We start from the raw sequence: 13,147 nt of genomic DNA on the forward strand, positions 1-13,147 counted from the left end.
GAGTCAGCTGCCGGTAATGCGTAGTCATCTGCGCTTGAATCCTTCGGTGTGAGAGCCTGGATTCTACCGGTGGCTGGCTCTCTGCCTCTCGTTTCAAGCGTTGCGCTTATTCTATGAATTCAGGCAGAATAAAGCTGATCTGACTGCCTGTGCCGAGAACATCTTGCTGGCCCGCGAAGCACATTTTCCTGCCACCATCGCCGACCTGTACGCCCCGGATGCAATGCCGGATAACCTGCGCCACGCCCACGAGCGCAACGATGAAGTCCTGGAACGTATCTATATCGGTCGTCGCTTCAAGAACGACACCGAGCGGCTGGAGAAACTGTTTGACCTCTACACCAAGATGACAGCAGACACAGCAAAGGCCACGCCGAAGAAGCCCCGAGGGAAAATGGCATGAGTCGATCTATGGAAAGTGGCCCTGCCAGCCTGACCACACCACCCGAGGGCTACGGCGAGTGGCTGGCGGATCTCAAAGGTCGCATCCACAACGCCCAGCAGCGCGCCACGCTGGCGGTAAACCGCGAGTTGGTGCAGCTGTACTGGCAGATCGGCAACGATATTTTGAGCCGCCAGGCACAACAGGGCTGGGGGGCCAAAGTGATCGAGCGGCTGGCCCATGACCTGCGCACCGCTTTTCCTGAGATGAAGGGATTTTCCCGCGCCAACCTGATGTATATGCGCGCCTTTGCCGAGGCCTGGCCGGATGCGGCAATTGTCCAACAGGCTGTTGGACAATTGCCTTGGGGGCACAACCTGGTACTGCTGACCCGGCTGAAAGACCCACAGCAGCGCTTGGCCTATGCCCAGAGCGCAATAGCGAACGGCTGGTCGCGCAATGTGCTGAACATCCACATCGAAACCCGTCTGCTGGAGCGCAGCGGCACGGCGGTCACTAACTTCGATGTCATCTTGCCAAAGGCGCAGTCCGACCTGGCCCGCGAATCGTTGAAAGATCCGTATCGCTTTGACTTCCTTGGCCTTCGCGATGAGGCGCAGGAGCGCGAGATCGAACATGCCCTAGTCAAACACGTCACCGAGTTTCTGTTGGAACTGGGCGCAGGCTTTGCGTTTGTAGGGCGGCAGGTGCTGCTGGATGTAGGCGGCGATGAGTTCTTTATCGACCTGCTGTTCTACCACCTCAAGCTGCGCTGCTATGTGGTGATCGAGCTCAAAGCCGGCAAGTTCAAGCCCGAGCACCTGGGCCAGCTTGGGTTTTATATGACGGCAGTGGATCGCCAGGTCAAAGGCGAGCACGACAACCCCACCATCGGCCTTTTGCTCTGCAAGAGCAAAAATAAGATCGTGGCCGAATATGCGCTGGGCGATAAGACCCAGCCCATGGGCATCGCCGAGTACAAATTGCTCGAATCTCTGCCTGCAGAACTGCAAACCAGCTTGCCCAGCATTGAACAGATCGAACGTGAACTGGCGGGCAACGGCACCCTCATGGAGGACGAATCACAGTGACGAACACTACCAACCCAACCAACAGCTACACAGTGCCGTCGGTATCCATTGCTACAGCGCACACTGGGGCATCCAGCAAGGCCAATGAGCTGGGCATGCGTACCATGCAGGAACGTGCCTATACCAAGCGCGGCGAACAGTACCTGCTGATCAAATCGCCACCCGCATCGGGCAAGTCTCGCGCCCTGATGTTTATAGCCCTGGACAAACTAAATAACCAGGGCCTGCAACAGGCCATCGTCGTAGTGCCCGAACGCTCTATTGGCGGTAGCTTCGCCGATGAGTCGTTGAGCCAGCATGGCTTCTACTGGGACTGGCAGGTGGGCCCGCAGTGGAACCTGTGTAATGCCCCTGGCATCGATGAGCCGCGTGTGGCCAAGTCCAAGGTAGATGCCGTGCGCGCCTTCCTAGACAGCAGCGACAAGGTGCTGGTCTGCACCCATGCCACCTTCCGCTTTGCCGTGGAAGAGTTGGGCATCGACGCCTTCGATAACCGCCTGATTGCCATCGACGAGTTCCACCACGTTTCCGCCAACCCAGACAACAAACTGGGCAGCCAACTGAGCGCGTTTATCAACCGCGACAAGGTGCACCTGGTTGCAATGACCGGCTCCTACTTCCGTGGTGACAGCGAGGCCGTGCTGGCTCCGTCGGAAGAGAACAAATTTGAGACAGTGACGTACACCTACTACGAACAGCTCAACGGCTATCGCTGGCTCAAGTCGCTGGATATTGGCTACTTCTTCTACACCGGCAGATACGTGGATGCGGTAGCCAAGGTGCTGGACCCGTCGCTGAAAACCATCGTCCACATTCCAAACGTAAATGCCCGCGAGAGCCTCAAGGACAAGGAGCGCGAGGTTAACGAGATCATGAGCGCGCTCGGCGAGTGGCAGGGTGTAGACCCGGCCACGGGCTTTCACCTGATCAAAGCCAAAGACGGCCGTACGCTGAAAGTGGCCGACCTAGTGGATGACAGCGACCCAGCCAGGCGCTCCAAAGTGCTCGGCGCACTGAAAGACCCGGCTCAGAAGAACAACCGCGACAACGTCGATGTGATCATCGCGCTGGGCATGGCGAAGGAAGGCTTTGACTGGATCTGGTGCGAGCATGCGCTGACCATCGGCTACCGTTCGAGCCTGACCGAAATCGTGCAGATCATTGGCCGTGCCACCCGCGACGCCGAGGGTAAGGAGCGCTCGCGCTTCACCAACCTGATCGCCGAGCCTATGGCCGATCAAGCTGCCGTTGTCGAGGCGGTGAACGATATGCTCAAGGCTATTTCAGCCAGCCTGCTGATGGAACAGGTGCTGGCCCCGCGCTATGAGTTCACCCCGAAAGATACCGGGCCGAAAGAGGGTTTCATTTACAACGGTGGCGAGGGCTACCAATCAGGTGGTACCAACCTGGGCGTGAATGAAACCACAGGCCAGTTCCATGTCGAGATCAATGGCCTGACCACACCGCAGAGCACAGAAGCCACGCGCATCTGCAAAGAAGATTTGAACGAAGTAGTGACCAGCTTCCTGCAGGACAAAACCGTCCTGGAGCGCGGCCTGTTCGACAAGGAAAACACCTTGCCGGAAGAGCTGACCCAACTGCGCATGGGCAAGATCGTGCGCGAGCGCTACCCCGACTTGAGCGACGTTGACCAGGAAGCCATTCGCCAGCACGCCATCGCCGCCATGAACATTACTCAGCAGGCCAAACTGGCTCTGGCGCAGACAGATGCAAACGGTAGCGACAACGTGCAAGGCAGCACGGCGCTGCTGGATGGCGTGCGCAAGTTCGTTAACGTGCGCGAGCTGGACATTGACCTGATCGACCGCATCAACCCCTTCGATGCGGCCTATGCAGTACTGGCGAAGGCGATGGATGAAAAATCCCTGCGCCAGGTGCAGGCCAGCATTGCGGCCAAGAAGGTGAGCATCCCCGAAGATGAGGCGCGAGAGCTGGCCAAGCGTGCTTTGCAGTTCAAGAACGAGCGTGGCCGCCTGCCTGATATCAACTCAGCCGACGCCTGGGAAAAGCGCATGGCTGAAGGCGTAGCCGCGTTGGCACGCTACCGTGCCCAAGCCAAAGCGGCGCAGGGGGAATCCGCCAATGGCTGAAATGAACGATGACGACCTGCTGGATGCGCTGGGGGTAGAAGTCCCCACGCTCAAGACAGTCACTCGAACCCCTCGTGAAGAACGCATCATCGCTGGCTTCGAGGACATTCAGCGCTACTATCAGACCCACGGCCGCGCCCCACTGCATGGCGAAGACCGCGATATCTTCGAGCGCTTGTATGCCGTGCGCCTGGATCAGTTGCGCAAGCTGCCGGAGGCACAAACCCTACTGGCCGGACTGGATAGTCACGGCCTACTGTCAGGCACTGCGGTCGCCGCAGTAAATGTGGATGACCTAGATGAGGACGCCTTGCTCGCCGAGCTGGGCATCGGCAGTGAGTACGTCGACCAGGACGACATCACCGTGCTGCGACATGTGCGCTCCAGCGCGGCAATCAAGGCGGCAGAAGAAATTGCCGCTCGGAACCCATGTAAAGACTTCGAGAAGTTCAAGCCGCTGTTTGATGAAGTGGAAGCAGGCCTCAAGCAAAAACTCTGGGTGACCAAGCCCTTTGGCAAGAACGCTAGCATTGAGGCCGGGGACTTCTTCGTTCTGAGTGGTCTCATTGCCTATGTCGCTGAGATCGGCGACACCTACAAAACGCCGAATGCAGAGACAAATGGGCGTTTGCGCGTGATCTACTCCAATGAGACGGAAAGCGATCTGCTGCTACGATCCCTACAGCGGGCGCTCTACAAGGACAGTGACGGTCGCGCCGGATCTCGGCTCATCAAGGTAGATTCCGGCCCACTGTTCAGCGACATAGCAGAGCCGGACGACATAGAAAGCGGCACTATCTATGTGCTGCGCAGCCAGTCCAGCCACCCCTTCGTAGCCGAGCACCGCGAGCTGATCCACAAGATCGGCGTGACCGGTGGCAAGGTGGAAACCCGCATCGCCGGGGCGGATAAAGACGCTACATACCTGCTGGCTGATGTGGAGGTGGTCGCTACTTACAAGTTGCACAACCTGAACCGAACAAGGCTGGAAAACATCTTCCATCGCCTGTTCGGCGCGGCGCAGCTGGACTTGACCATCGAAGACCGCTTCGGCCATCCGGTCAAACCTAGGGAGTGGTTCCTAGTGCCGCTGCATGTGATCGATGAGGCGGTTGAACGCATTCGGGATGGGTCGATTACCGATTTCGCATATGACCCGCAAACGGCTCGCCTGATCGGCTAAGGCGCAGCTAAATCGTGATGATCAAATCCGGGCGGAAGCCAGTCTCTTCGCCCGGATACCCCTCGGATTGCAAACTACACGGGTGCCCGCCACGTCATAGTCGACGGCGGTGTGCGAATGCCCATGTACCCACAGCGCCATCTGTTCGCCCCCCATAAGGCTTTCCCAGCGATTGGCATATGCGGCATCCATTTGAATGCCGGCATGCAGGCTGCCGTGGACAGTTTCAGCGCGACTTAACCTACGTTAGCCTCGACCAGTCGCAAAGGAGATGACGGTACATCCAGCATGTACTGCCTGGTCACCATCTCTGCCGTAAGCCCGGCAGCTGTCAACACCCGCTTCCAGGTACCGTAATCCAAGAGATTGACCGCCCTCTGTACCAGCATAGGCGATTCCATAGGGATCAACTCGTCAAACTCTTCGTGCTTCGTGAAACCCTTTCGATTGAGGTACGTGAAGCCCGACTTAGCTTGCTCGGCGGTGAGCAGATCGAGGGTGTGAGCCCTGAAAATGAGCGCCTTGAAGCTTACCTTCCAACGAAGCTTCATATCCTTGAGTGCCGGCCAGTTCAGGTACTTGCCTCGCATAGGGGGAAACTCTGATGCGAAACTTGCCCGGGGCATCAACAAAGCGCTGGCAAACTGGTTAGCCTGATCCTCAGTAAGGCGGCAACCGGTCTCAATGCCTTGGTGCATCACCAAATGGCCCATTTCATGGGCAAGGTCGAAACGTTGCCGGCATGGGTTCACCTTTGCGGTGTTCCTCACGATCAACGGTCGTTTGTTGGACAACGAGAACGCATCGACCTTGTCATCGGCTTCGGCTAGGTTTACCACCAGCACGCCAACTTTTTCTGCCAGCTTGGTCACACTGGACAGGGGGCCGATCCCCAGGCCCTGTTCACGGCGAAATTTTTCAGCAACCTGCTCGATCTTGTTGATACCGGATACAGGCTCCTCAAGCATGCTGAAACTCACTGCAGGAAAAGCAACCTCCTTATCCAACTCGTCAATCAGCAGCTCAAACATCTCGACCTGAGCCGCAATGGTCTTCTTGAGAGTCTGCGAGGAGGATCGGACGCTTCGAAAATGGCATTGCTCCAACTCCACCGAACTGCGTCGTGGCGTGAAGAAAAAACTCTCGCGCACGCCCAAGGCTTCGGATAGCTGGGCGAGTTGAGTGCCCGAAGGAATCGCATTGACTTCCAGCTTGTGCGCGTATTGCCGGGTAACGCCCAAGAGCACTCCAATATCGGCGAGCGAACGCCCCGCAGCGCATCTAGCGAGACGGAGCTTGTCGGGCGAAAACTCGTCGCCAAGAGGCAGAAAGCCTGTTCTGTCATTCATTTACTGGATCAGCATCTCGTGTTGCGCTCTGGTCTGCATCTTTGTCCCGACGAGCGACTAATGGTTCATCGATTGCCACCTCTTGTGGAAGCTCGGTGGTACGAGGAGCAAACAGAGGCACGTAATCATGCACCCACTTACATACGACGTTCCGGTTGGTATCGAAGCCCAGAACCGAAGCAGTCAGCGTCGGCCCGTCAAAGTTGCCGTCAGTATCGACATACAAACGCCAGGTAATGTTCTTGTCGATCGCGGGCCCCAGCAGGCTAGCCTGGTAAAGCTCAACTCGGTTGGATTGCAGTCGATACCCTTTCTTTCGGACCTCGGGATCGTCCATTACTACCTGCATCAGCACGCCATTCACACTCAGCGTGAAGTCCATGGTGCGGTTAGTGAGCAGCAGCCACGGAAGGGCCGGATCGCGGTGTAGGCGTTTGAACCGGCCGTGAACGCGGCCATACGGAAGTGTTCCCATAGTCCAGTTGGTATCGTCATCAGTAGAGGTGACTTCCAACGCACGGTAAGCCGCATCCAGAGCGTTATTGCAGATCAGCTCGACGTGTTCCGGCTTTAGCCTCGGTTCCAGCTCACTCGGGTGTTGGATCGGGGGCATGGGCCTCTCCATAAAAGCGTGCAAAACATAGGTACTGTCAACCGGCATTTTTGTGCAAATTATGGTATCTGTCAACCTTCGTGCCCGCGATGCTCAATAGTGCCTGGCGAAGCTTTTAAACCCGAAGCTACCTAAGACCGTTTCCCGGCAACAACACGCGACCCTGGCGGTAGAGTGCTCAGGTTGTACAGTTTTTGCTCACCCCCCCCAAAAGCCATACACGACGCTACGTTCAGCTCACTGGCTTACAGCGCTTCCAGGACGCTCATAATCCCCTAGTCGCAGTTTCGTGTGCTGCCAGGTGCAAATTAAATTATCTCGGCCCTGCCTTACCGACGTACCGATACAGCGTTGTTCTCGATACCCCGTATCGCTTGGCTACAGTGCCAACCTGAATCTGTGGATCTTTAAGCAGAGCCTTTATTTCGCGGACTTGAGCCTCTTCCAGCGCAGGTTTACGACCACCTTGACGTCCTCGAGCGCGAGCCGCCGCCAGCCCTGCGCGGGTACGCTCTCGAATCAAGTTGCGCTCGAACTCGGCCAGGGCAGCAAACACATGAAAGATCAGCTTGCCGGCAGCGCTGGTGGTTTCGACTCGCTCGTTGATCGACTCGAACCCCACCCTTTCCTGCTCCAGCCGACTGACGATCCCAACCAAGTCAGGCAAGGAGCGGCCGAGGCGGTCTAGTCGCCATACGACCAGAGTGTCGCCACTGCGCAAAGCCTTGAGACAATGCCCCAGCTCCGGCCTATCCGCTGACTTGCCGCTAATGGTCTCTTCGTAGACCAAGGAGCACCCAGCCAGGGCAAGTGCATCTCGCTGCAGGTCGAGATTCTGATCATCAGTCGAAACTCGGGCGTACCCAATCCGCTTACCCATACATTTTTCTCACACTGATTTCGGTACGGGAAAAGTGACAGGAAAGTGGTAAATCCCAAGCCCAAAAGCTCATCTGGAATAGGTGTGCCATAAACGACCGTTTATTGGACGGATGCGCTCGTCAATTTCAGGCGCTGAAAGCGACCAAAACCGAACCCCAGAATATTTTTCCTCGCTCAACATTTCCTTCAGCAGCTCAGCACCTGAGCTGAATGGAGGAATGACCATGAAGCAGAGTTTCCACGCACATTTTGATCGGGACTTGACCAAGGCCGGTTCGGCAATTCTCAGGGAGGCAGTCCGGCGCGGGCTTCTCAGTCAGCACGAGGCCATGATCCACGACCAGCAATGGGCGCAGTTTAGTGCTTATGCCAACGAGTCTCATGAGGTAGACATCTTGGAATTCGTCAATAAAAAATTGGTGAGGGAGTACGGGGAAGAGCTCTATATCCAGACATACCAAGGAAATCTCCCACTGCAAAGCGTGTCGGGCCTGCTTGAGACTGTATATGTAGTGATGGGCTTCGCAACTAATGGGCACTGGAAAGGCGTAGCGGCTAACGTCGATAGCCGTCTTGGCTTTCCAAGCTATGCACGGATTACCGTACCGCGCAGTCTTGACCGTACTAAGTTTGAAGCCGCGATGGTGGATATTCAGGCTCTCCACTCAGAGCAGCTAGCAACATTAATCAGGTCAGTTCGATACCTCGGCATGTCATTGCTTGAGGCTTTTTTCTTCGACGCAGAAGATGCTCACAAGGACGCCGAAGAAGAAAACATCTTTTATGTGTTCAGCAAAGATAAACATGAGCATCGGATCATTAATATCTCTGCCCCTGAGCAAATTGTAATTTTGAAGAAGGCCGCGGCATTTCAAAAACTTCAGGGCAGCAGCCACGCGACACCAGCAGCTTGGCGTACATGGAAATTAAAGAACCTACCTGCAGCTCAAGAGCTTTTACTTTCTCACGGACTAAACATTGATGATTGTCGCGCGGCATATGCCTGCGAGCTCTACTGGCGATTGTCTGGTCACCACGCCCCGATTCTTGGGGGCAAAGCTCCCCAAGATGAGGATCTGGAGGCCCGGAATCACGTCGCCTACGAGCTCGGGAATATGCGTATCTGGGAAACTGATGCGTACGTTGGTGCCCGAGCCAACCTGAGGAAGGAAGCCGCCGGTACCAATCGCTAAGCCATCACACCGCAGATTTGGGATTAGATCAGACGCCCTTAACCTTGGCAGGGTTCGAATTAAAGGAGTCAGGGAATGGATCGTTTTGAATTGCTTGTATATGCCGTGCTTGCCGTCATCAGTGCGCTGACTATCGCAGGTGTAATTGGCTATATGGTCGCAGCGTACCTGGACAAGAAGCACGGCGACGATTGAGCCTTCAGCGGAACGGCCAGATACCTGCAACAAACTGTCCGCTGCCCCTTGGCAGCGGGCGCTTACCCAAATCCATCGGCAAGGCACACTACCGCTGCGATACGCAGTATTTTCCCAAGCCTATGAGGTCATGGGATGACTTCGGAAGGGTTGTCAATTTCCGCACCCTAGCGAAAGTGACCGGAGCGCCGAAGCATTTAGATCTGCAACATGCACGCCCTCCGTGTGGCGAGCTAGCTTGCCGAGTACGCTAAAACCCGTGCGCGGACTCATGGGCAGCATCTCATCTTGGGTTTTCCGAAAGCTACCGGAGAGTGTTTAGCGACCTCATCTAACCGGAGCAGCACCATGGAATTTCGTCACCTTGGTAACGGGCAGTACTTCCCACCTATTGCACCAAACGGTCGGATTTACGCTGTACCTCTTGGGCAGGATACCCAGGTAGAAATTTTCTGCCTGGCCCCAGTAGGCATCATGGGCGCGGGCATCCAATTACGCTGGTCAGAAATCGTTGGTTGTTACTACGACGACGAATCATGGGAGATCATCCCGCGCAACTACTCGGGACGAGGGATGCGCTTCCGCAGAGGCCTATCCTGCATCATGGTGATCGCAGGCAACGAGGCTCTCACGACCCACATCCAGGGCTACCCCATTCCCATCTGCGTAATGAACCGCATTGCATTCGAACAGCAGCGAGGCAGCCACGGGTAGCGCGTTACCGTCACCACCCGCTGCGCGACACAGGTACCAACAGGAACGGCACCTACCAATGTTTATTTTATGAAAGTGAAGCCTTTCACTACTAATACAGATCAAAGCTGGGCGGCAGACTTGGTCGTAAGCGTCACTGCTAATAGCAAATACGGCCTCCGCCCCCGCCTGAATGGGCCTGCTGGCTGACAGCGAGTAGATTTAGCGCCCTACACTGCTTATAGCCCGAACCCGTCGCCTTCCCTGATCAAGCGCAGCAATATATCTCGCCGTAGTTCACTGCTGATACGAGAAAGCCCCGCCAGAGCAAGCTGAACGGGGCTTTCGGGATTTACAATCGGGTCAAATCTGTTCGGCACTGCTTATAGGTACTCAGCCGCTACCCTCCCGAATAGAGGTCGCCATGATTAAGCGCTTGGTATCTAGACAGCTTCTTCTCATAAGCGACCAACGTCCGACGTAGCTGACGATTCTCGCTCGCAACGCGGCGAATCTCTGCAAGCCGCCCCTCAACTTGCAGAACGAGGTGACGGTATGGGTATTCCACAAACTCAAACGAGGAAGCCGGGTATTTATGTTTGCCATTCCCCTTGGCAATAGTCAGGGGCGCGAATTTGTTTTTTTGTCCTTGCAGCGGCACCAGTTTGCACCAGTAGATCGAATACGCATTCGGGCTCGTTTGCTTGATTGAAACGGCAGCCACGACAGATTTGACCCCGGTCTTTTTGTACAGCTTCATGGACGCATCCACATAGCTTGCTACCAAGCATCTCGCGTCCGTAAGCAACTGCTCGTACTGCTGATCCAACAGGGTGACTATCGTTTGTGCTTCTTTGCTCATGACGAAGGCTCTCTTCTTTGTAAGAGCCAAATGGTGACCGATCGCTGAGCACCCAGGATTCGATTTCAGACCGTTCTACCGTCGGAAATCTACGGAAAGTGGGCGGACTGGCTCAGGCTGTGACCCAGCTTCGCATGAGATGACGGACGGATGACGACATGTCAGTCGCAGAAAAACATAACGTGCAAAGGATGCACGATAGATGACGGCGGCAGCCTTGACCCTGTGCGAAACAAGGTCGACATGTTAGAAGCAAATGACAGCGAGCGGGCGTGTATCCCTGCCAAGCTGCAACTGGCCAATTTCTGCCAGTTACGAAAGGCAGAAATCGGCCTGAAGCAGGCATTCAAGCTTCCTAATCCGACCAGTCGTCCGCGCCGTGACTGTATCGGGCTTCGGCAGTTCACAGCGCCATTGCGTGGATCGCAATAATAAAGCAGGCGCCAGTGGCCGTCTCGTGAGGCTGGCCGCTGACGCAAGCTTGAGTTGCATGGCAGTTACGCGAGATAAAGTTCCTTCGTCAGGAATTCATCTGTGGTGCTGATGAAATCCTCTAAGACAAGGTTGACTGCATCAAAGATCTTCCCCAGCTCACCATTCTTGATCCCCTTGCCGGCGTCAGAGAGGGAGAGCTCTCCATGAGCGATCTTGTTTCTCTTGTTTTTGACGGTCAGCACGTGTTGAGTTATTCCTCGAAACTGAGGTGGCTTCATACCATACTCATCGGCTATCTCGCCTAATCGCCTCGCATCCAGGTTTCCAGAAAATATGGTCTTCCTGTTGAGGAAGTCATGAATCGATGGAAAACGAAGGTCTTCAGCCAGGATCTTTTGCTTCATGGCTTCTACCTTCGATGCGTCCTTCAAGTCGGCTGATCGGCCTTTTCCGAAGCTATACTCCAACATGCGTTTCTGAAGCTTTTCCGTAAGTTCGCTGTACTTCCGAAGTCCAAGCCGGTAGTGTACTTTCTCAAGTGTGGCGTAGGCCGTAGCTTCGATGTTGTTATACAGTGCCACGAAAAAGCTCGCCTTTAGGACAACGACCACCTCAATTTTCCCCCGCTGATCCGACACTTCCTCAATGTGGGTAAACAGTCGGTTGATCGAGACGTTGCGTTCAAGGAGGTCTGACGTAACTCCTTTCATGACCCTAGGCCCTGACCGAAAGGGCAAGAATGCGGTCTTTGATATGGTTGATGCGCTTATTCAAGTTTTCCGAGGAGTGCGTGCGATATTGACCGGTTACTGACTTGTTGAAGTCTCGATCCTGCAGGAAGTATCGCACATCAATTTTCTTCGGAAGCTTGAGGTTGGGGGCTTCCTCAAGTGCGAGATGGCACCCAACGGAAACTGCTTCGAAGAAAATGCGGGATACTTCTTTTCCTGCACTTTTTGAGAACCCAAATTCAAAGTTTTCTGTCACGAAATCGATCATGCGGTTAAAGATAAACAGTTTGTGTTGCTCTTCCTCTTTGCTGAAAGTTTCACGCTTCCCATCCATGTAATCGTCCAGCGCTTTGCTAACACTTCTCGAGAAATCAGCGTACTTAGGGCGCATATCGATGAGGGCGAAGAATCTCAGGACAAGTTCTTCATGCTCTTGGCGATTTTTCACGGTTTTAGAGAGGATGATGGAATCGCGGAATTCTTGATTGGTCGCGCATTTTATGTAAATAAAATCTGTGAAAGGCCCGCGATAAATACCTTTCCGGGTTTCCATATTACGGAGGATGTCGCTGCCCTTGTTGATACGCTCAAAGAGGTCGTTCTTAACTTCCTCAGTAGCATTTTCAGAAAGAACTATTACGGTGATGGTCATGTTGTTGAATTTGCGTTTCCTCGAAACGTCAAAATCATCATATGACATACCGTTGAGTTTGGTGACCTTTTCCAGGCTTTCCAGTGTCAGCTCGTTACTTAGGAAGGCGCTCAGAGTTCTTACGCGCTGCGAGCCATCCACAATCTCGAGGCGGCCATCTTTGTTTTCTGCTACAAAGATAGGCGGAATGGGTAGGCCAAGGACGATCGACTCGATCAGTCGAGATTGTCGTGATGTGTCCCAGACAAAATCTCGCTGGTAGTCTGGTACAAATATCTCGTTCTCATTTTCATCAATCTTTTCTAAGTACTTTTTAACAAGAATTTCGATAGTAAAATCTTTACTATCATAAGCTACGGCTTTTTTTAGTTCAATTATCTGATCTTCAACGTCGTTCATCACGCATCCTTGGTCATGGAGAGTCACACTTGCCGAGCTTGAAGATATCAAATAGCCATATCGCCGTCGAGTATGCAGCGGACAATTAGCTTTTTCAGAAGAGGTATCTATCTGTGACGCATCGGCTTCGAGGTTTTTCTTTGAGGCGAAGTTAATTTCCTACGGATTCCTAGGCGCCACGACCGGCTGCTGTGGGTCGGGTGTCGCCGGTCGCGACAGACAAAAGTCGACCCAAAGCGGACTTTTCCAAGCCTGAATTCAACACATAAGTGCAACGCTCACCCCTGTATGCACTTCGTACGGCGTCTTCCAGCCCAAGCGCTTGCGCGGGCGTAGATTGATCCTCGCTACTGTCCGATTGACGGCTTCGACGGTC

The 13,147-nt window shown here is 54.5% G+C and carries 11 protein-coding genes and 2 pseudogenes; 6 read left to right on the top strand and 7 right to left on the bottom strand.

The genetic code is table 11. The annotated features are described in order from the left end of the window. Window positions 1-124 precede the first annotated feature (124 nt). The 4 genes and pseudogenes from AC19YT_RS27135 to AC19YT_RS27150 all read left to right on the top strand — a co-directional run. Window positions 125-403 (top strand): annotated as a pseudogene (locus tag AC19YT_RS27135) (type IIL restriction-modification enzyme MmeI); the annotation flags it as partial. An 8-nt stretch (window positions 404-411) separates the two neighbouring features. Beyond that, the gene (locus AC19YT_RS27140) at window positions 412-1,473 is read left to right on the top strand and encodes a PDDEXK nuclease domain-containing protein (protein ID WP_058183164.1); all 1,062 of its coding nucleotides are present in this window, start codon (window positions 412-414) and stop codon (window positions 1,471-1,473) included. Between the two features lie 95 nt (window positions 1,474-1,568). Then, window positions 1,569-3,584 (top strand): DEAD/DEAH box helicase, encoded by a 2,016-nt coding sequence (locus tag AC19YT_RS27145; protein WP_228757047.1) that lies wholly within the window; start codon window positions 1,569-1,571, stop codon window positions 3,582-3,584. Beyond that, window positions 3,577-4,767, top strand: a complete 1,191-nt coding sequence (locus tag AC19YT_RS27150; protein WP_034026574.1) for a GIY-YIG nuclease family protein — start codon at window positions 3,577-3,579, stop codon at window positions 4,765-4,767. Before AC19YT_RS27145 ends, AC19YT_RS27150 begins: the two co-directional genes overlap by 8 nt. Window positions 4,768-5,003: 236 nt before the next feature. Here the strand turns inward: AC19YT_RS27150 and AC19YT_RS27155 are convergent, their stop codons facing one another. The 3 genes from AC19YT_RS27155 to AC19YT_RS27165 form a co-directional block, all read right to left on the bottom strand. Beyond that, a complete protein-coding gene (locus tag AC19YT_RS27155) occupies window positions 5,004-6,116 on the bottom strand; it encodes a helix-turn-helix domain-containing protein (protein ID WP_034026572.1) in 1,113 nt (370 codons plus the stop codon). Next, window positions 6,109-6,729 (bottom strand): hypothetical protein, encoded by a 621-nt coding sequence (locus tag AC19YT_RS27160; RefSeq protein ID WP_034026569.1) that lies wholly within the window; start codon window positions 6,727-6,729, stop codon window positions 6,109-6,111. The genes AC19YT_RS27155 and AC19YT_RS27160 overlap by 8 nt, the downstream gene beginning before the upstream one ends. A 313-nt stretch (window positions 6,730-7,042) precedes the next feature. Next, a complete protein-coding gene (locus AC19YT_RS27165; RefSeq protein WP_034026566.1) occupies window positions 7,043-7,609 on the bottom strand; it encodes a recombinase family protein in 567 nt (188 codons plus the stop codon). Between the two features lie 226 nt (window positions 7,610-7,835). Here AC19YT_RS27165 and AC19YT_RS27170 point away from each other — a divergent pair, with 226 nt between their 5' ends. Both AC19YT_RS27170 and AC19YT_RS27175 read left to right on the top strand, forming a co-directional pair. Continuing rightward, a complete protein-coding gene (locus AC19YT_RS27170) occupies window positions 7,836-8,804 on the top strand; it encodes an integrase (RefSeq protein WP_500611319.1) in 969 nt (322 codons plus the stop codon). Between the two features lie 543 nt (window positions 8,805-9,347). Beyond that, window positions 9,348-9,713 carry a hypothetical protein gene (locus AC19YT_RS27175; protein WP_057005465.1) on the top strand — a complete coding sequence of 122 codons (366 nt, stop codon included), beginning with the start codon at window positions 9,348-9,350 and terminating at the stop codon, window positions 9,711-9,713. Between the two features lie 379 nt (window positions 9,714-10,092). On the opposite strand, the gene mobI is transcribed toward AC19YT_RS27175, so the two are convergent. The 4 genes and pseudogenes from mobI to AC19YT_RS27195 form a co-directional block, all read right to left on the bottom strand. Next, window positions 10,093-10,554 (bottom strand): conjugative transfer protein MobI(A/C), encoded by a 462-nt coding sequence (gene mobI, locus AC19YT_RS27180; protein WP_057005466.1) that lies wholly within the window; start codon window positions 10,552-10,554, stop codon window positions 10,093-10,095. Between the two features lie 497 nt (window positions 10,555-11,051). Then, complete coding sequence (locus AC19YT_RS27185) at window positions 11,052-11,699, bottom strand: MAE_28990/MAE_18760 family HEPN-like nuclease (protein ID WP_057005072.1); 648 nt, start codon at window positions 11,697-11,699, stop codon at window positions 11,052-11,054. Window positions 11,700-11,703: 4 nt separating this feature from the next. After that, window positions 11,704-12,771, bottom strand: coding sequence for a DUF262 domain-containing protein (locus AC19YT_RS27190; protein ID WP_057005073.1), 1,068 nt, complete (start codon window positions 12,769-12,771; stop codon window positions 11,704-11,706). Between the two features lie 258 nt (window positions 12,772-13,029). Further along, window positions 13,030-13,147 (bottom strand): annotated as a pseudogene (locus AC19YT_RS27195) (IS30 family transposase); the annotation flags it as partial.

It is taken from the genome of Pseudomonas sp. MF08875, from assembly GCF_059862525.1.

What these genes read in the sequence shown, in the direction of transcription:
- AC19YT_RS27170 (WP_500611319.1), top strand. Translation starts at nt 7,836, where the DNA reads ATGAAGCAGAGTTTCCACGCACATTTTGATCGGGACTTGACCAAGGCC.
- AC19YT_RS27160 (WP_034026569.1), bottom strand. Translation starts at nt 6,729, where the DNA reads ATGCCCCCGATCCAACACCCGAGTGAGCTGGAACCGAGGCTAAAGCCG.
- AC19YT_RS27185 (WP_057005072.1), bottom strand. Translation starts at nt 11,699, where the DNA reads ATGAAAGGAGTTACGTCAGACCTCCTTGAACGCAACGTCTCGATCAAC.
- AC19YT_RS27150 (WP_034026574.1), top strand. Translation starts at nt 3,577, where the DNA reads ATGGCTGAAATGAACGATGACGACCTGCTGGATGCGCTGGGGGTAGAA.
- AC19YT_RS27155 (WP_034026572.1), bottom strand. Translation starts at nt 6,116, where the DNA reads ATGAATGACAGAACAGGCTTTCTGCCTCTTGGCGACGAGTTTTCGCCC.
- AC19YT_RS27190 (WP_057005073.1), bottom strand. Translation starts at nt 12,771, where the DNA reads ATGAACGACGTTGAAGATCAGATAATTGAACTAAAAAAAGCCGTAGCT.
- AC19YT_RS27140 (WP_058183164.1), top strand. Translation starts at nt 412, where the DNA reads ATGGAAAGTGGCCCTGCCAGCCTGACCACACCACCCGAGGGCTACGGC.
- AC19YT_RS27145 (WP_228757047.1), top strand. Translation starts at nt 1,569, where the DNA reads ATGCGTACCATGCAGGAACGTGCCTATACCAAGCGCGGCGAACAGTAC.
- AC19YT_RS27165 (WP_034026566.1), bottom strand. Translation starts at nt 7,609, where the DNA reads ATGGGTAAGCGGATTGGGTACGCCCGAGTTTCGACTGATGATCAGAAT.
- mobI (WP_057005466.1), bottom strand. Translation starts at nt 10,554, where the DNA reads ATGAGCAAAGAAGCACAAACGATAGTCACCCTGTTGGATCAGCAGTAC.
- AC19YT_RS27175 (WP_057005465.1), top strand. Translation starts at nt 9,348, where the DNA reads ATGGAATTTCGTCACCTTGGTAACGGGCAGTACTTCCCACCTATTGCA.